The organism is Aliivibrio sp. S4MY1 (genome assembly GCF_028765545.1).
Classification (GTDB): domain Bacteria; phylum Pseudomonadota; class Gammaproteobacteria; order Enterobacterales; family Vibrionaceae; genus Aliivibrio.
Window position 1 is genome coordinate 73,293 of record NZ_JARACP010000007.1, and the last position, 17,624, is coordinate 90,916.

10 protein-coding genes and 12 pseudogenes are annotated in these 17,624 nt (G+C 34.7%); 5 read left to right on the top strand and 17 right to left on the bottom strand.

Annotated elements, in window-relative coordinates:
• Window positions 1-17: 17 nt before the first annotated feature.
• Entirely contained in the window at window positions 18-182 is a 165-nt protein-coding gene (locus tag PVK71_RS09480) for a hypothetical protein (protein ID WP_274421807.1), read from the bottom strand.
• A 96-nt stretch (window positions 183-278) separates the two neighbouring features.
• Here PVK71_RS09480 and PVK71_RS09485 point away from each other — a divergent pair, with 96 nt between their 5' ends.
• Window positions 279-1,595 (top strand): tyrosine-type recombinase/integrase, encoded by a 1,317-nt coding sequence (locus PVK71_RS09485; protein ID WP_274418279.1) that lies wholly within the window; start codon window positions 279-281, stop codon window positions 1,593-1,595.
• Between the two features lie 268 nt (window positions 1,596-1,863).
• On the opposite strand, the pseudogene PVK71_RS09490 reads toward PVK71_RS09485, so the two are convergent.
• Window positions 1,864-2,145 (bottom strand): annotated as a pseudogene (locus tag PVK71_RS09490) (methyl-accepting chemotaxis protein); the annotation flags it as partial.
• Window positions 2,146-3,311: 1,166 nt separating this feature from the next.
• Between PVK71_RS09490 and PVK71_RS20500 the strand changes: the two are divergent.
• Together PVK71_RS20500 and PVK71_RS09495 are read left to right on the top strand one after the other, a co-directional pair.
• Window positions 3,312-3,503 (top strand): annotated as a pseudogene (locus PVK71_RS20500) (ISAs1 family transposase); the annotation flags it as partial.
• Window positions 3,504-3,601: 98 nt separating this feature from the next.
• Window positions 3,602-4,063 carry a chemotaxis protein CheX gene (locus PVK71_RS09495; protein WP_130046032.1) on the top strand — a complete coding sequence of 154 codons (462 nt, stop codon included), beginning with the start codon at window positions 3,602-3,604 and terminating at the stop codon, window positions 4,061-4,063.
• A gap of 383 nt (window positions 4,064-4,446) precedes the next feature.
• On the opposite strand, the pseudogene PVK71_RS09500 reads toward PVK71_RS09495, so the two are convergent.
• Together PVK71_RS09500 and PVK71_RS09505 are read right to left on the bottom strand one after the other, a co-directional pair.
• Window positions 4,447-4,900: pseudogene (locus PVK71_RS09500) on the bottom strand (IS1595 family transposase); the annotation flags it as partial.
• A 16-nt stretch (window positions 4,901-4,916) separates the two neighbouring features.
• Window positions 4,917-5,941: pseudogene (locus PVK71_RS09505) on the bottom strand (IS630 family transposase).
• A 42-nt stretch (window positions 5,942-5,983) separates the two neighbouring features.
• Between PVK71_RS09505 and PVK71_RS09510 the strand changes: the two are divergent.
• A complete protein-coding gene (locus PVK71_RS09510) occupies window positions 5,984-6,466 on the top strand; it encodes an ISAs1 family transposase (protein WP_274418335.1) in 483 nt (160 codons plus the stop codon).
• A 111-nt stretch (window positions 6,467-6,577) separates the two neighbouring features.
• Here PVK71_RS09510 and PVK71_RS09515 read toward each other — a convergent pair whose 3' ends face one another.
• The 8 genes and pseudogenes from PVK71_RS09515 to PVK71_RS09550 all read right to left on the bottom strand — a co-directional run.
• A complete protein-coding gene (locus tag PVK71_RS09515; protein ID WP_130049173.1) occupies window positions 6,578-6,799 on the bottom strand; it encodes a hypothetical protein in 222 nt (73 codons plus the stop codon).
• A 153-nt stretch (window positions 6,800-6,952) separates the two neighbouring features.
• Entirely contained in the window at window positions 6,953-7,192 is a 240-nt protein-coding gene (locus PVK71_RS09520) for a hypothetical protein (protein WP_274418277.1), read from the bottom strand.
• A 57-nt stretch (window positions 7,193-7,249) separates the two neighbouring features.
• A pseudogene (locus PVK71_RS20505) lies at window positions 7,250-8,088 on the bottom strand (IS1595 family transposase).
• 92 nt (window positions 8,089-8,180) lie between these two features.
• Window positions 8,181-8,540 (bottom strand): hypothetical protein, encoded by a 360-nt coding sequence (locus tag PVK71_RS09530; protein ID WP_274418276.1) that lies wholly within the window; start codon window positions 8,538-8,540, stop codon window positions 8,181-8,183.
• Window positions 8,540-9,706, bottom strand: coding sequence for an EAL domain-containing protein (locus PVK71_RS09535; protein WP_274418275.1), 1,167 nt, complete (start codon window positions 9,704-9,706; stop codon window positions 8,540-8,542). Before PVK71_RS09535 ends, PVK71_RS09530 begins: the two co-directional genes overlap by 1 nt.
• A 98-nt stretch (window positions 9,707-9,804) precedes the next feature.
• Window positions 9,805-10,269, bottom strand: a pseudogene (locus PVK71_RS09540) (ISAs1 family transposase); the annotation flags it as partial.
• 302 nt (window positions 10,270-10,571) lie between these two features.
• Window positions 10,572-11,286 (bottom strand): annotated as a pseudogene (locus PVK71_RS09545) (transposase); the annotation flags it as partial.
• A 691-nt stretch (window positions 11,287-11,977) separates the two neighbouring features.
• Window positions 11,978-12,693, bottom strand: a pseudogene (locus PVK71_RS09550) (IS5 family transposase); the annotation flags it as partial.
• A 522-nt stretch (window positions 12,694-13,215) separates the two neighbouring features.
• Here PVK71_RS09550 and PVK71_RS20510 point away from each other — a divergent pair.
• Window positions 13,216-13,386: a transposase domain-containing protein gene (locus tag PVK71_RS20510; protein ID WP_443111746.1), complete on the top strand. Its 171-nt coding sequence runs from the start codon at window positions 13,216-13,218 to the stop codon at window positions 13,384-13,386.
• A gap of 609 nt (window positions 13,387-13,995) precedes the next feature.
• On the opposite strand, the pseudogene PVK71_RS09555 reads toward PVK71_RS20510, so the two are convergent.
• The 5 genes and pseudogenes from PVK71_RS09555 to PVK71_RS20520 form a co-directional block, all read right to left on the bottom strand.
• Window positions 13,996-14,616: pseudogene (locus PVK71_RS09555) on the bottom strand (IS5 family transposase); the annotation flags it as partial.
• Between the two features lie 30 nt (window positions 14,617-14,646).
• Window positions 14,647-15,051 carry a CZB domain-containing protein gene (locus PVK71_RS09560; RefSeq protein WP_242504796.1) on the bottom strand — a complete coding sequence of 135 codons (405 nt, stop codon included), beginning with the start codon at window positions 15,049-15,051 and terminating at the stop codon, window positions 14,647-14,649.
• Window positions 15,052-15,057: 6 nt separating this feature from the next.
• Window positions 15,058-15,729, bottom strand: a pseudogene (locus PVK71_RS20470) (methyl-accepting chemotaxis protein); the annotation flags it as partial.
• Window positions 15,730-15,978: 249 nt separating this feature from the next.
• Window positions 15,979-16,596, bottom strand: a pseudogene (locus tag PVK71_RS20515) (methyl-accepting chemotaxis protein); the annotation flags it as partial.
• 462 nt (window positions 16,597-17,058) lie between these two features.
• Window positions 17,059-17,532, bottom strand: a pseudogene (locus PVK71_RS20520) (cache domain-containing protein); the annotation flags it as partial.
• Window positions 17,533-17,624 lie beyond the last annotated feature (92 nt).

The window sequence follows — 17,624 nt, forward strand, 5'->3', positions numbered from 1 at the left end:
AAACAATCTGCATTCCCCTAATTTACCCATAACACCGCAAACATCAGATAAATAATCGGATTTCCTTGACGGTTAACGGTTTTATCGCTATTAATATGTACCAGACATACGGTTAAATTGATTTTTGAGAAAAACAGATAACCCATTGTAATTACAGCACTTTTAGTTAATAGGTGTAGCATTCAAACCCCTCCACCAAACATTAAGTCATTGATTATTCAAGGGATTTTCTCGCTTTTGGGGCTGCATTAAGTCATCACACAGGATTGACTGAGACAATGTACCTTTTTCGTGCCCCAAACTCGACCTACTATACCCGTATCTGTTTGCCTAAATCCTTACGTGACAATGGCTTTCCTTTTGACTTGAAAATTTCTTTACTCACTAAACGACGTGATGAAGCTGTTGAGCGTAATTTCATCTTGGTTCCGCAACTTAGAAAGCTCATCGATAACGCTTTCCAAGAATATAACCCTAGTACCTTCCGTGATAACGTTGATGTACTCGTCAACCAAGTACGAGATAGCTTTACTCTGCGCGATACAGTCCGTTTACCTGTTCGACAAGTGCGAACTGCAAGTTCGCTTCAATCACAAACAGTAACAATGATTACCTCCCCTGCTACAAAGACAAAAACCATCATTACCGTCAAAAAAGCATTCGCTAAATTTATTATTTCAAAACAACACGTTAAAGTACGCCCACTCACCATCGAGCAACTAAAACAACGAACTGAGCACTTCCTCTCTAATTTGACATCACGCTGTGTATCTCAAGTGACTAGTGCTGATGCGGTTCGCTTTCGCGACCGCTTGTATCAAGAAGGGCGTAGTTACAAAACAAACAAAGACTATTTGGCTTCGTGTCGCCAGTTCTTCAAATGGTGTAAACAAATGAAATACGTGACGGATAATCCATTTCAAGACATCACAGTTCAAGAGCAAGCAAAGAAAAAAAGTCAAGATGAAGAGCGTGAACGTTGGTCTATAACAGATTTAGTTAAATTGTATCGCTCAACCGCATTTCAATCCAAGCCTGACGAGTTTAGATTGATTACCACCATTATGCTCTACCAAGGTTTACGCCCGAGCGAGGCGTGTCAGTTACGTGTCGCTGATATTTGTAATAAAGAAGGTATTGACTGCTTTTTGATTTCTGAGGATGGTCAAGACCAACACATTAAAACTGCAAGTAGTTTGCGTTACGTACCTATTCACCCTCTTTTAATAGAAAAAGGATTTCTAGATTATGTTGCTAACCGCAAAGCTGCACGTTGTATTCAGCTCTTTAACTATAAGCCTGATGGGAAGTGGCAAGACTGGTCGAAACGTTACTGTCAGCAGTTTGGACGCTTACAGGCAGCAATAGGTATGCCTGCTAATGCACGCCTTACTGCATATAGCTTTAGACATACATTCATCGATGAACTGAAGCAAAAAGAGATTGAAGAATCACTGGTAGCACAAATTGTTAGTCATACACATCAAAGCATGACATTTGGTCGTTATGGTAAAAAATACCCAATGCAAAAATTAGCTACTGTGATTAGGAGCGTTACGTTTCTTGAATTAGAAAGTAGTCGTGAGATGATTTGATAATCAATAAGTCAAAGGACTTATCAGCATCTAAAAATGTTGAATATGGGTGCTCGCTGAAAGTGTGACTACAATGTAACCCGCAGGGCTGGTGACGTTTTCTAGCTCGCATTTTCCCCATATTAAGTCGACCATAATAAAAGGGCAAAAAAGAAATACACTGCACTTTAAACCGATTCGGAAAGATATTGTATAATTAACAATTTAACTAAACTCGAAGTAAAGCTCTTGTAACTAAAGTTACAAGAGCTTTTTACGATATAGTAAATTACACGTTAAAAAATTCCAGTTCTTTCTTTTGTGATCCCGCTAATTGTGACAATTCTTTAGCTGATTGTTGGGTTTGATTAATATCAACCACATTCTGATTCACTAAATCAAATGTATTATTAATATTAAGTCCAACTCTTTCTGTTAGAGTAAATTGTTCTTGTGACCTGCTTGCTACTAAAGCGTTCATTTTTGAAATTGATTGAACTGAATTCTCAATATAACCAAAAGATGATTTAACGTTTTCAGATAGAGCAACTAATTCTTGAATAAGCTCTACCTGCCAGCGACATCAATAGATAGCCATAATGTCGTCCGCCGAGTAGCTTTAGAAAGAAGATTAGCAAGCCAAATACAAAATTACTTTTCTTCATAAAACCAATAACTTACAACTAGAAATCATTACTTTCCTCGGCGAACTTTTAAATCCACGATTGGTGCGACGTGTAATATCTTTGAGCTTTTACCCACCAGTTTAGGCAGATCTCTTTACTATTTCTGGCCTCAATAACGCTTGGGTTGAGAGACTTGGCCCCTCAAAAATATAAAAACCGCCGCATTGCTCAAGCTCGGAAAAATAGTCGAAATCTAGATAACCCGCCTCTGAATAAGGATCAATTTATTGCTCCTTGTTGAGGGCGAAGGAAAAAAATTCTCTCCGACACAGTGTCAGCACTAATCGTCATTGCTTTAGGCATAAAGGTTTTGAGTGACATCGTCATATGGCACTTAATCGCAGCAGGGTTACGTTTGAAACGACTTCGATAAATTTAGGCAAAATCTTTATGCACATGAAGAAAGGTCGCCCTAAAGCAATACATCACCGAAACAAGAAAGTTTGTCAGGTAACTGAGAACACAATTGTCGAGTGAACTGAACCATAGTAAAATGCACTAACTGATGCATGACATGAGGGAGCTCTTCCTTCCTAAACCGACTGAGAAAGGGCTTGTAAGCCACATTATCTCTATCACATAAGTATATTCTATTGAACGTACCTTAACAAATCTGCAATTGAAGTACAGTTCCCTTTGCTCAGTTCAGATACAAAATTCAGCACCTGTTGGGCAGGACGAATGGCCTGATAAGGCTGAATAAACCCAGTGATTTCCTCTGTCTTTTGAAGGGTGTCAGAGCTAAATAATTGCATCAACTGTTTTTTAAATGTGATAATTATTGTCAGCCTTTTTGTTGGTTTTATTTTTTGTTTGGCGACGATTCTCAGATCATAAAAAGGCCTTTCTTCTACCTAAATAAACAAGTTAGCTCTTAAAAGTCCAGTCTATGATTGATTGTAAACAAAACTATCTTTAGCTAATTCACCTATTTTAGTACCGTAATTTTTTTGGGTAAAAGTATTTCAGGAATTTTTCAAAATTAGTGAAATACGGATTAATTTATATATGAATATCCTCCAAGTAAGTGGCCAAATATTTTTGGTCACTTCAAGATGAATCTCGCATCCGAAGAGGTATTGGAGCATAATGATTCACGTTCAACGTATTGAGTGAAATGGCACAGAGTATTATCAAGCAATAGACGACTAAAAAGATCAGCATGGTGAAAAAAAAGAAGATAACCGTTATTGATGATGAGTACTGCTCAACCCTTATAGAGGCTGGAATTAAAATGCTCTAACCGTGATTTTGCAGTGGATAACCACAAGAAATTTATTTTTTATTATCTATAATATAGGCTATACTAGGTGTATTTAGTTATGTAGTAAAATAAGAGCAATGAAAACTGAATTTATCAATCCTTTTCTAACTTCTCTAATGAATGTATCATCAACCATGTCAACTATTCAGTTAACACCTAAAAAACCGATTCTGAAAAAAGAAATATATGCCAAAGGGGATATATCTGGCTTTATAGGCTTAACTGCTCCCAATCTTAAAGGCTCGCTATCTGTAACGTTTGAAAAAAATCTAGTGTTAATGACGATGGAAAAAATGGTTGGCGAAGTTCATCAAAATATTAATGCAGATGTGATTGATATGGTAGGTGAAATAACTAGTATGGTAGCTGGTGGAGCCAAACGATTATTGAGTGAACAAGGCTTTGATTTTGATATGGCAACACCAATAGTTGTCTCTGGTGAAAATCATACCATTAGACACCAATCAAAAGATAAAGTCGTACTAATCCCATTAAACTCAGATTACGGCTGTGTATTTCTTGAAATTTCACTTGAATAGAAAATATCCAAAAAAATATCTACCGGCAATTATTGACATTATTGGAAATGTGATAACTTAAATTCCCAATAATATCTTTATTAGTACGACCTAGGCAAAATGCTATCCCATAAAGGGATAACATTTAGCCGCCATCATACAACTAAGTTAATGAAATTACTTAATTTAATAAACACTTAAATACCGAAGTTTACTTATAAGAAAGCGGATCATGAAAGTATTATTGCCTCTAATTTATTAAAACGACAATTTGATATTAAGCACCAAATCAAACTTGGCGTGGTGATGTCACTTACATTCGGATTGGTTGGTCATTGGCACTTTCTCCTGATAGTAACCTACAGCGAAAGCACTTTTAATAACGTATGAGTTACGAGGAAGACGTTTATTGTATGGTAAGTCCCACGCTTTGAGTTTTTTACATTACTAATCATTGTGTTGCCCACTGAAAGTAGAGTAATTTAACGTAATCAGCTCCGCCACCTGTAACGATAGCATGGTGAAACACATCAGCTTTCTCAACGTCTTTAAAGCACGATAAACCATCAGAGATAACCAGTGATTTGGGCGTTAAATGCGCTTTTGCTCAACTCGTTAATTCTTTGGTTTTAAAGCCTGTCACTACACTAAATCTCATATTTATTGGGCGTCCTTCGCCATTCATAGATACCGCAGCGACGAAAGGACGCTTTCCTTTTGCGCCTCAGCCATGAGTACCACGCTGACCCCCTCCCCAATAAACTCCATCTAATTGAATGTAACCACTCAATGGGTTTCATAGTCTCGCTCTTTCATTGCTTGCATCAGCTTATGCTTCATACGCCATACTGCGTTATAATACCAATCTGGAAAATTAACTGGTCAGGTTAATCCAGTCCCTCGTGCACATTTTAGTGACCCTATCTGTACTCTCCAAGAATCGATTCCATGCTGTGCATACTTTCGAAACAATATCTTCATAGCCGGTAAAGCTCTGATTGGAAAGATAGTGTTGTCTAAGCCAACTCCACAATTGTTCTATCGGGTTTAGCTCTGGTGAATATGGCGGGAGTTTGATGATACTGATATTGCTAAACTGCTCTGCAATGTCATTTGTATGCCAACCTGCACCATCCATGATGATCACGGCATGACGGTCTTTCTCAGTCACCTTGGAGATCTGCTTAAGGTGCTCAACCATAATGTCTTTGCTAACCTAAGGTACGACCATTGCTTCACCAATACCTCTAAAAGGACATACAGAGCCAAACAAATATGCATATTCAAACTGCTGTTGTTTTACTGCTCTCGGCCTAAAACTACGTTCAGCCCAAAGTCGAGTTGTTGTGTTTTGTTGACCAAACCTCGCTTCATCTTGAAACCAGACATCAATGTTATCAAGACTCATGTGACCTGGGATCTTAAAGATCGTTTCAATTTTGATTTTTAAAAATCGTCTTGATTTTGCTGGGATTGTTTAGGATGTTTGGAGCGTAAAGTTATCCAATAGAAGCCCATTTGATTAAGAAGATAGTAGATAGAATCTGGGTGATAATATTTACCAAATTCTTTCACGATATAAGCATGAATATCAGTACCAGTTAATCTGCCTCCCGATGAATCTTCGGCACATGATTTTATGAACTGGCTTAGCTGTTCACGTTGTTGAGTACAGAGGAATGCTGGGCGACCTATTCTTGGTTTTTCTTGGAGCTCTTCAATCCCTTCAGCAAGGAATGTTTGTACCCACTTATTTACACTTGTCCTGCTTACTTTGAGGAACTTAGCGATTTGGGTTCGGGAGTAGCCATCTTTAAAGTGAGCTAATGCGAGTAATCGCATCTTCATTTGAATAGATTTTTGTTGGCTGGTAAATTTTTTGAAATCAATATTATCTATGCTGTCCATAGTGTCTTTTTCAAGAATTAGGTAACAGCCTCAATTAGATCATATTTTTACTTAGATTGGTATAACAAGCTTGAAGGTGACTTCAGTCGTTGGGCTAAGCTAAAAAGCATAGTGATGGTTGAAAATTTTCGTTTTGAGAAAGGAAAGAAACTTGATTTAAAGTACCGTTATTACATTAGTTCAAAAGAACTGACCGCAGAGCAGGCTGCGAATGTGGTTAGAGAGCATCGGGGAATTGAATCCATGCATTGGGTACTTGATGTCAGTATGAATGAAAATGCGTGTCAGATATATAAAGCTCGTGGCGCAGAAAACGTAGCCTGCTTACGCCATATGAGTCTGAATATACTTCGAGAAGAGCCAACTAAACTCAGTATTGTCGGAAAGCAGAAACGCTGCATGATGAATACTTCTATGTTAGAGGTAGTATTGAAAGCTGGTTTTAATGGTGCGGTTAAAAAACAAACACTAATGCGATCCCCCTGTATCAAGCCTCATCGACATAATGATGGATAACTACCAAATCTTGCAGAGCAACAATATTGATTAGACTATGAAATGGTGGCCAATTTTACTTGACCACTACAAAATTACCCCTCTTGCGGATTCAACGAATAATGTTCATTTTTATATGCTTATATTAAAATGAGTATTAATCCTCTTTTCTAACCCCTCAATAGAACCTCTAACCATCAATGTGCCACCATAACTAAGGCATGTTACCTCGTTTATTACAATTATTTTTATTCCAGCATTGGCTAGGCGAGCACTTAATGACAGACGAGCGTGTCGTGTCATTTTAACTCTAATTTTTCCATTTTTAATACTTATATTTTCTTGTTGTATCATTTAAATTAAACTCGTAAAATAAATTCTTTTTATTATACATTAGAAAAAGCCAATAACATGCTATTTTCTATATTTTTCACGGTAAGAGCATTATAAGTGGAACTTTTAAGTCGTTAAACGAATAGATTAGAAAATAATAATTTATTGTAATATTTAAAAGGCGTTGTTGAGCAAATCAATTGAACCTTTCCTGGTATCAATTTCAATTTCAGACAAATCAACAAATACACGCTCAACTAACTGCCCACAAAAAAATAACTCTTCTATTGGAATGATTAAATGTTCAAATATGTATGAATTATTGATTACATCATAATTCATACATAATCCAACATATTTAAATAATCCAATTTCCTTATAATCAACAAGCCTTACTATTGTGTGTTTTTTCATAGAATTACCTGATTACCATCGAACCTCAGTAAGCTTAAGCAACAACTCAGACATTGATTAAGTTTGAATACTTGAGTAAATGAACTGTTCAAGATTGAAGTACCTATTGAACTTAAAAAACTCTTCCAAATAACATGGAAGATGTTTATTATTTATTGCGTGGTAATGAACAATACATTGATTTTCACATTACTAAGTACCTACAAAGAAGTCATCAAGAATTTAAGACCTTCTATTTTCAATAATATCAATCGCTTAAATGTTGACAATTTCCCCGTCAACACTTAATTATGTCGTTGAATCATTGAAAACAAAGTAATTTAACCCAATCACCTCACTATCTGTAACAATAGCATAGTGAAGAACATCGTCTTTCTTTACGCTTTTTAAAACAGGTGATACCATCAGAGGTACAAGTAATTTTAGTGTTAAATAAACTTTTCCACTCGTTAAGTTTAAAGCTAGTAACAACACTAAATTACATATTTAGTGACTATTCTTCGCCATCTCGCTCCTTAGTCACTTACATTAGTTTATGTTTCATAACCATGCTACGTTAATAAAAAAACACTAATCTGTTGAGAAAACTTTAATACTGAAATGCAATTCTTCTCTTGAGTGATGAGATAAGTAGCTAAAACAATATGTTTAACGGCAATTTTGACGCTAAAAATAAGGCTCTAAGTTAATGTTCCTAAGTACTAGCATTAATTAGATTTAAAAAACTGCCTTTCTTTTAGCTCGCAGTATTTATTATGCTTGCAACTTTTACAACTATAGCCAGTAGACTATCGTATATCAAATAACCGATTACGACATTGCTCTTCAGTGCCTAACTGTGAAATAAGCCCTAATATTGATATACCTTTTGCAAATAGATCTTTATTTCTAGCTATGATAACCACCTTACTTTTCGTTTCATTTCACTTAAAAACATAATCTAATTAAGCGAAATTTGAAGGGTGATTTAAATTCAATATATTATTTTCTATCCCAATAATGTATTCTTATGCTCCAAACTAATTAACCCTCTACATCCTAAATTTTCTAATTGAACCTCATTTAATTCACGATCTAAAATCAAACCATAATGATAACAAGTATCACCATTATTATCACCCTCTCTCCTGTAAACAACTTTCCCTGTAAGTACAGGGAATGATCTAATATTTAGTTTACAATTTACATTATTTAATTTTCTTGGAGAAGAAAATCCAATACCTTTCTTTGAGATATCTAGTAATTTAACAGACACAAAAGGAAAAATATTATGGGCTTTATATATTTTCGCATTAACAGGCTTTATACACTCAAATCTAGGCCAGCGTCGTTTTAATTGATAATTCATTAGTTGCACTTATGTGTTAATTTTAACATATTCTCCAACAATAATAATATACTTAAAATTAGAGATTCTTTACGAATTAACTTATTCGTTAATATTAAATGGCGTTCAATAGATATCGTTATATTTTCAACATTAGTAATTATTAACTCTTTAGCTATAGCATACGACTCCATATAAGCTTTATTTAATGAATAATACATTTTTTCATCTATATAATTAGCTATATTATCATCCTTCCAATTACCTAGAAATCCACAATTAGAATTTAATAATAAGTCACTAGATTCCATTGTTCTAGGCGTTCTAATTTTTTTAATAGAAAAATCAATAACATTTTCGACCCATTCGATATAACTATATTTAGCTAATTTCACCAATCCTAATGGGGAATGAGGAAAAGTATGATCAGCCCTAATAAAATCAGAAATAAAATCATCACGACATACAGCTTTAGATATAAGAAAACCTTGAGCCAATGAGCAACCATTATCTTTTAAAATTCTATATGTTTCATCATTTTCAACACCCTCTGCTACTGTTTCTAGCTGTAGTTTATGAGCCATTTTGATGTTTTCTATAATAATTGCTGTACTCTTATCGTTTTTCCCTACGTCTTTTATCAATGAATAATCAAATTTAATCTTAGAAAAAGGAGTTCCATTTAATGAACATAAATTAGAAAAACCAGTACCAAAATCATCCATAACTAACTGTATTTTATGGTAATCAAATAGATTTAGAGCATCAGAATTTAAGGAATTATATTCAAATAATGTAGATTCAGTTATTTCTATAGAGAAGTTTTCACTCCGCAAGCTACCACTTGTTATTAGTCTTTCTATCTTATTCAATATTTTTGAACAATAAAGACTTTTGACTGATATGTTTATAGATATATTTAATTTATCATTTATAGCTAGAAATTTTTTACTATCATTTGCTAATATATCTAACATATTTAAAGTGATATTGTTAAGAAAACCATTTTCTTCTGCTAATGAGATAAAATCATTTGGCATAATAAGTCCACCATCAGATTTCATCCAACGGATTAGTGCTTCCGCCCCTTTTAACTTCCCCGTAACAAAACAAACTTGTGGTTGATAAAAAAACACAAATTCATTGTTATCAAGAGCATTTTTTAATTCAAATTTTGTTATCTTCATTATTTATTCTTTTATAAAAAATAGAGGTCGCAACTGAACCGCATGAGTGTTTAGTTTTTAGGCATACTATTAAAATCAGTTTTCAATACTGAGCTTAGAAGCATATTCAGCCTCATATGGCACAGGCACTACATTTTCTGCACCATACTTCGTATATATCTAACATGCATCTTCATTCATACTGACATCAAGAGCCCAATACTGGATTCAATGCCTCAATTCTCTCTAACCGCATTCGTAACCTACTCTGTGGTCAACTCCTTTGAGCTAATGGTAGTAACGATACTCTAAATCTAGTTTCTTTCCTTTCTCAAAACAAAATTTTCAACCATTATTATGCTTTTTGGTCTAGTTCAAAGACTGAAGTCACCCTCAAGTTTGTCGATCATAAACACATAATATTGACGTAATTCGATGTACTCATTACTTTTTTCAAGAGCAACTGTATTAGCCATGTTCACTTCAATTGCTTTACGAAACTTCCTTGGTTGCTTTTTACCGCAAGAAAGTAGTCCGTTAACTATCTTGGTCTGACAAGCCATTGCATCGATAGTTACCAATGATGATGACCAAGAATATATTCACGAATATCAAACAATCCTTTGGCTTCTGCTCTTTCGGAACATAAAGAATCAAATAGAACCTCAAAAGCTTTGGTGTTGGTCAGTAATTGTCTAGAAATACTCTTTAAAATTGTCAATTTGTATGATACTCATCCTTAAAAAAGTTGTATATCGTTACAACTAAATTTTATCGTCACATCAAATTTTAATTACACCTAAAAGTCCATTTTACAATACAGTAAACTATTATTAATTTTCTATTTTTAAATAAAAAATCTGATCTTTATCACGAAATAAAATATCTAATTTAACCTGAGATTGGTTTTAGCCATCGCCATCAACTCAGACTTTTCAGAACTAGTGATGTTTAGCGATAGCTTTTCTGGTTTTAAACAATAAGCGATTAAACCTCCAAGCAAGTTCAGCATGAATCCATGTAAGCTACGATGACAAGAATGAACAATCTGAGATATATTCTTCAGTTGATCATTTATCGTCTCAATAATGAATAACTTCGATAATATTGCTCGCTCCCAAGCGGCTAGAACTTTTGGCTTCATATTTTTCGGTGCGTTGTAATCAGTGTAATCCCTTTGATAATTCACGGACTGGTTTCCTATCATCTGTATTTGCTGTGATGAGTTTAGCTGCAACAATATTGCCAAGGTGGTTGGTGATAATGTAAAATTTAAAGCTGTAAAACCAATCCATTGTTCTTTTACCTCTTGCGGCCGTACCTTTAAACACTTTATGCCCAGGGATGCCTAAGTTATAGCAGACTTTGATACTGATAGAGTCGATAAACTCAATACAAGTTGGTTCTCCTTTTACATGAGTAAAGAAAGAGCTTAGAGGATCGAGAACAAATAGCATCACTTCAAGAAAGCGTGTATGGCTTAGTAATGTATAAAATTCACTTTTGTGGTATCGATTGATCATATCAAGATAGAAGTTCTTGAAATCGCGTTGATGCGACATATGAAAAGCAGCAATAATAGTCATTACATCGGATACCGAACCGAAGATGAAACACTAAATAAACCATTGACTGTTAAAGCGAAGGTCGCCATTACCTGATGCGGAATATATTGTTTTTTCTTATTTGAATGAGTTTGATAAACACAATGCGATATTTATAGTTCGAGATAATAAATCACTCACCCCCACATTATTTAGACGCGAAATGGGAAAAGTCAATTATTACCTAAGCTGGTTAGGAGAAAACTCAAGGACGTAACACGATGGATGAATCAGTCCGAAATATTAGATTTAATTGTATATTGGAGGGGGCTTGAATGCAGGCTCATCCGCCTTTGGTTTCAGGAATAAAAGAGGCTTTAATCTGAATAACAAATCTAAATAAAAGCGAATTTACTACTGATGAAATGATGTCAATTTATCGTTGCTACTGAAAAATTGAACTTTTTCAATGAGTTGAGGTCAAACACCAATTTAACGCGTTTTGCTACAGAGAAAAAATATCGTAGAAGGCTTTATATGGGCAAGCCTTCGTACTCTTATAATTAGACAAAGTATTACACTGCAAAGCGGAGCGAGAATATCCATACTTCAAGCGGCTAAGGGCGTGGATGTTTGATTTTTATCTATCATTAAAGCGAGCACACATAATACTTAGAACCTATCCCAAAAGATATTAATTCCAAACAATAAGTCCACAAGCAAGATGCAGCATGGCCTAGTAGTTTTATATTTTCTTTTCCCAACAAACACGCAACCTACGATAAAGGTTTAACCAGCTATGGGGTCGCTCCACAATCCAGCGATAAGCCTTAAAATCATCAGATTGTTTTAAGTTCGCTGCCTCTTCTCCCTGTGATTGAACATGGGGAATATAGTTCAAAGAGACCAGAACATCATGTAGCCACTGGTCTGTATAACCTTTGTCTAAATACAGCGGCACTTTTAGCGATGGATGAAGCACTTTAATGCATCTGAAGTTTGAAGTACCAATTTAATATCATGGACTTTGGTACTATCACTAACAACAGCAAGTGGCAATCCATTTGCATCAGTTAACAAACTGCGTTTTACGCCTTATTTCGCTCTGTCTATTGGGTTTTCACCAGTTTTTTTGACCCAGCTAAAGGACCTTTAGTTTAGCAAGTATCCATTGATATTGAACGTAATCAACTCCCTCGTAAATCAGGCCATTTAGTTAAAAACACTCAAGTCTTGTCACTCTTGAAAGCGACGATGTGTTGAGCTAGAGGTGCAAATACCCGTTGCGTTAAGTGCATTCCACTAACAACCCATTCTGAGAACAAAAACGATGCAGTTCATCGCATCACAGTTATCAACTCTTTTTCGATGCGTGCAAAGAGGAAGGTTAGTTTTATGGACAGGCAGTAGTGGCTGAATTTTTTCCCAGAGAACATCAAATATTAGGTATTGTGTTGAACTAATTTATAGTGTTTTCAATAGGTATTGATTTTACTCAGACACACCTATTGAGATTGGTTCTTAGAGAGGAATAAATTATGAGATTCCTTGAGCGAATGATTATTTATCCAAAAATGCTTTAAGAACGAAGAAAAGAAAAATAATAGCTTGGATGGAATTTTTGATGCATTTAATTCTTAAGAACCAGTATATGGGCTTACATACGGATAAGATATGACTATCAAAACAATTAATAATTACCTAACCTCAGTCCGGTTTAGAGCATCGCCATCAGCCTAATGGCGATCGTTTAAGGTACTTGAACGATCCTTGGCAGCCTTCATAATCGTTCTTACATTTATTTTAAGGCAGATTTTTTATGTCTAAGTTCTCTCGTTAATTACAATTAACTGTGAATTTTACATTCCTGAATCTATGGATTAATTTAGGAAAAATATTCCTATGAAGTGGATTTCATAAGTCGTTAACCAAACTGGTCGCATCGCTAAATTTCCTGCTGAACAAGCAGTTTGGTTAGAGCTTGGAATTGGCTTAATGCGTAACCGATCCATTAGCAATGTTTGTGATAAATTAGAATTAGCCTCCCTTGATGCTAAAGGAGATCTCCTTCCCTTGACCACAAGTAGTATCGTAAAAGCTAGACAGCGTAGTGGCTGTAAACCATTACGTTATCTATTTCATATCACTGCAAGTTAATGGGAGACAGAAGAATCGTTTGATCTAATTTGTGGACTCAAAATCATGAGCGTTGATGGGATTCAATTTAAAACACCTGAAACTAAGGATAACCAAAAGTTTGGCTACGCGACAAATAAGACTATATTTCCTTCAGTTCTTACTGTTACCCTTATATCCACACACACCCACATTATTTCAGATACAATTGTGAAATATCTTATGCACAACAGCTAGTTGTGATCCGCTCAAAATAATTCATTAACTCTTTTTAACCGTGGTTTTATGTCCACTGAACTTTTTGAATCATGGTGTAATGCAGGAAAAAATACTCATTAGTTAATTACAATAAAAAGTAAATTTAGATACTAAATTTTAGAAGAGTTTTTAGACTACGATAAACTTATTAAAATACCAGTTTCGCCTGATACAAAACGAAAATATCTCACCTCGGGAATAGCTAGCAAGCTTGTTTAGTTTTAATTCCTGAGCCAAAGGGAGAGAGTAAAGGGTTTATTACTTCATTTGTAGTCTCCAGTGACTTACCCATTGAAGATATTGTTGACGTCTACTTGGAGCGATGGGAAATAGAGCAAAGTCAACTCTTAATGGTAAATTAAGTGGTTAATATTAAACTAAATATCGGTAATTAAAAGTAAGCATCGACTCATGCTTCTTCCTGATATTACAACCAGTTACAAAGCGATCGGCATTAAGCCCTATGGGCTTGTTTAACATCTAATTATGGCGTAAGTCTCGTCAACTTGAGCATTGTAATTTCTTAAGCTTAATGTACCACCGAGCTGTTGTTACACGGAAGATCTCCGTCTCTGAGAGCGAAAATTTATGATAACCGTACTTCTTTTTCCAATGCTTATTTGAACCATATAGCTTCTGGCAACCGACCGCTAGATTGCAGGGGTGACCTTGTTCCCCGAAGACTGTACCTTTCTTCGGGGGGATGAGCGGGACGGCTAGTTTGATGTGAATAGTTTCATAACACGACCTTGTGTCGTAAGCACCATCGCCAGATATTTCATTGATTCTTCGGCGGGTCTATTTGAGTAAGTTTAGCTGAACTTCTCCATCGCTTACATTCGATAAACTTAATTCAGCCGCAATGATTGCATGCGTGTTTGTATCAACAGCTAAATGTAGCTTCTCCAGCTCGTCACTTCCCATTAGTACCATGCTTTTTAATTTTCAATCACCTCCGCAAAACACTTGTAAGCCAGTGGAATCAATAGCAATACACAATGCAAGACCACTACATGATAGTCGTCAATTTATTTCACCTTCAATTTTATCAAGTAAACGAATCACAACCTCCGCCGATTTTTCCATCAATTCTAAATGATAGATACCTGTGATTTCATCATCATTATTAAAAGCTTGAAGCGCTAAGCGACCTTCGTTATGAACATTTTTATGCGGTATTTCAAGTTCTTTATACGATGGTAAATTAGAAAATAGTTGCTTTCCACGCCCAATATAATACCATTTCCCCAAGCGGCATTGATGATGATCAATCACATCTGAGCTGCTAAAGTCTTGTGTATGTATCCGTTGATATATATTAGCTTTCCATACTACATGATCCAATTGTACTAATCTTAAAAAAATTGACGAATAAATAGACCTAACTAAGCTATATAATAGTTCTGCTTTATTAACTAAAGAAGTCACTATACTTATTAATTCATTAACTCTTCCACTTAATTTTGAACATTGTTGATCAATTAACTGTGCGCTATGTTCACATTGTGATGTATTATCGGCAATATTGCTGACTTCTAATTGGATTAAACTAGCGGCCACACTTGCATTCTGTGCTAATTTTCTAACTTCATCAGCAACAACAGAAAAACCACGCCCATGCTCACCAGCCCGAGCTGCTTCTATGGCTGCATTTAAGGCTAATAAATTGGTTTGATCTGATACAGAGTTAATGGTCGTTACAAAACGACCAATATCAGTTGAGTTTATTTTTAATACGTTAAGTGAATTACCACTATTAGAAACTTCAACCATCAAATCACTTAATATATGGTTAAATTCAGTTAAAATCGAGAACCCATCACGATTATCTTTTATATGCTGTTCTAAATATTCTTTTAGCTTATCACTAGAAGTTGCCATATTAGTTCGTATCTGTTCAATCGGCAATATTGTTTTTAGTAAATTCTCTGAAAAGGCTTGTTGTAGTTTAAGCTGATTTACTTTTTTTTCTAACATTTTTTCTTGAAGATAAAATTCATTATCTTGCTTAGTAATTTGCTCTAGCAATTTTTTTATTGTCTTTTGAAGACCATTGATTTTATCTTCATTTAAGTCTTTTTGGTTTGAACATAAAAAAGAGAACATTGTAAATATTAACCTTATTTATACATAATTCATTATAAATTAAATGATTCGCACAATTTATTGAAAACGACATCACTTCATCATTCAGGGCAACCGTATGAGTTTATAAATTATTAACAACCTTGGTGTGCAAATATCAATGGGAATATTATCAAAACTTAAATTATTGATATTTTGTGAAAGGTAGAACGTCAACTCCCAATAACTTCTTGCTAGGTACTTAAAACGACGACTATAATAAATCCATTATTAATCTAATTTAAAAAATGACAGCTCATTAGTCTGTTGTTCCGCCAATAAAGCTAACTCTTGGGACGCTTGCTCTGTTTGATTGACGGCCGCCATATTTTCATTAACCAAGTCAAAAACTCTTATCGTGTTTTTAGCAATATCCTCTGTAACAGAGGATTGCTCTTGAGATGCGGTTGCTACAAGAGTATTTATATCTGAGATAGATTTAACAGACTTGGTAATATCCTCAAAAGAAGATTTAACATTACTTAATAAAATTACCGACTCTTGAATAGAATTTACATTCAATCGCATATTGTCATTCGTTTTTTCTGATTTAGATTGCAAAGTTAATATAATATTTTGGATACTTTTTGTTGATTCTTGGGTCTTAGCTGCGAGACTTCGAACTTCATCCGCCACCACAGCAAAACCGCGACCTTGCTCTCCTGCACGAGCGGCTTCAATTGCAGCATTTAACGCTAATAAATTAGTTTGGTCTGAAATAGCACTAATGACACTGGTAACTTCACCAATAGTAATAGCACTGCTTTTAAGCTCTTCTATCATATTGGCCGTTTCTTGTACGGAATCATTAATAGTCTGTGTTAATACTATCGATTGCTCTAATGCTTTATTTCCTAAATCAATGTGACTTATCGCTTGTTTGGTTTTATCTTCTGCTTGCAAGGCATTTAAAGAAACCTCTTTTGAAGTACTTGATAACTCACTAATCGCCGTTGAAATGGTTTCCACTTGTGATAATTCATTTTGAGTATTATTAGCTATATTTTTCATAACCACCGTTAATTCTTCAGAAGACACGGTTACATTTTCAGAAATATGAAAAGAAGAATTAATCACGCTTGTGAGTTTTTCATTAAGTGTAATCATTGACGCATAAATGCCCGTTTCCTTACCTGTCACGTCAAATGAATTGGATAAATCACCATTAGCTATTGTATCAAAAATGGTAAAAATATTATTCAAATCATTACCTAGTATGAGGTTATATTTTCTAACACAAAATAAAATCAATAATCCAACAAAAAAGTTAATTACAATGCCGATAACAATACCTTTCGTTAAAAAAGCATAGAACATATCTTGAATGACTTTATCTTGTATACCACTACCTAAATACCAATGCCAACGCTGGCTTTTGACTGCTATTGAATTAATTTCAGTAGTAACATCGCCATTAGTTGATATCCATGAATAAGTAACTACCTTACTAGGTGCATTAACTAACTGGCTTTTTAAATTATTTTCAGCTTCTACTCCAATAATATCACTAAATTTTTTACCTATGATTTGCGGATCTAATGGTGCAGCTATAAAATCTAAGTTTTTATCTGTTGCCCATATATACTCATTGTCTACATACACTAGCTCTTGAAGTGCATTTGCGGCAAGTTTTTTAGCTATACTTTCATTCAACTCGCCATTGTCTGCTTTCGTTTCAAAAAACGAGACCATATTAACTGCGTTAGTTAATAAATGTTCTAACCGCGTTTCATTACCATTTATCATTGTAGTTCTAACATTTAAAGCTGCAATAATAATGGACATAAAAATAACCAAAACAAAAGAAACATACGCTATGAACACTTTGATATTTGCATTTATATTCACGTTTTACTCTCTCATTACTATAAGTGACA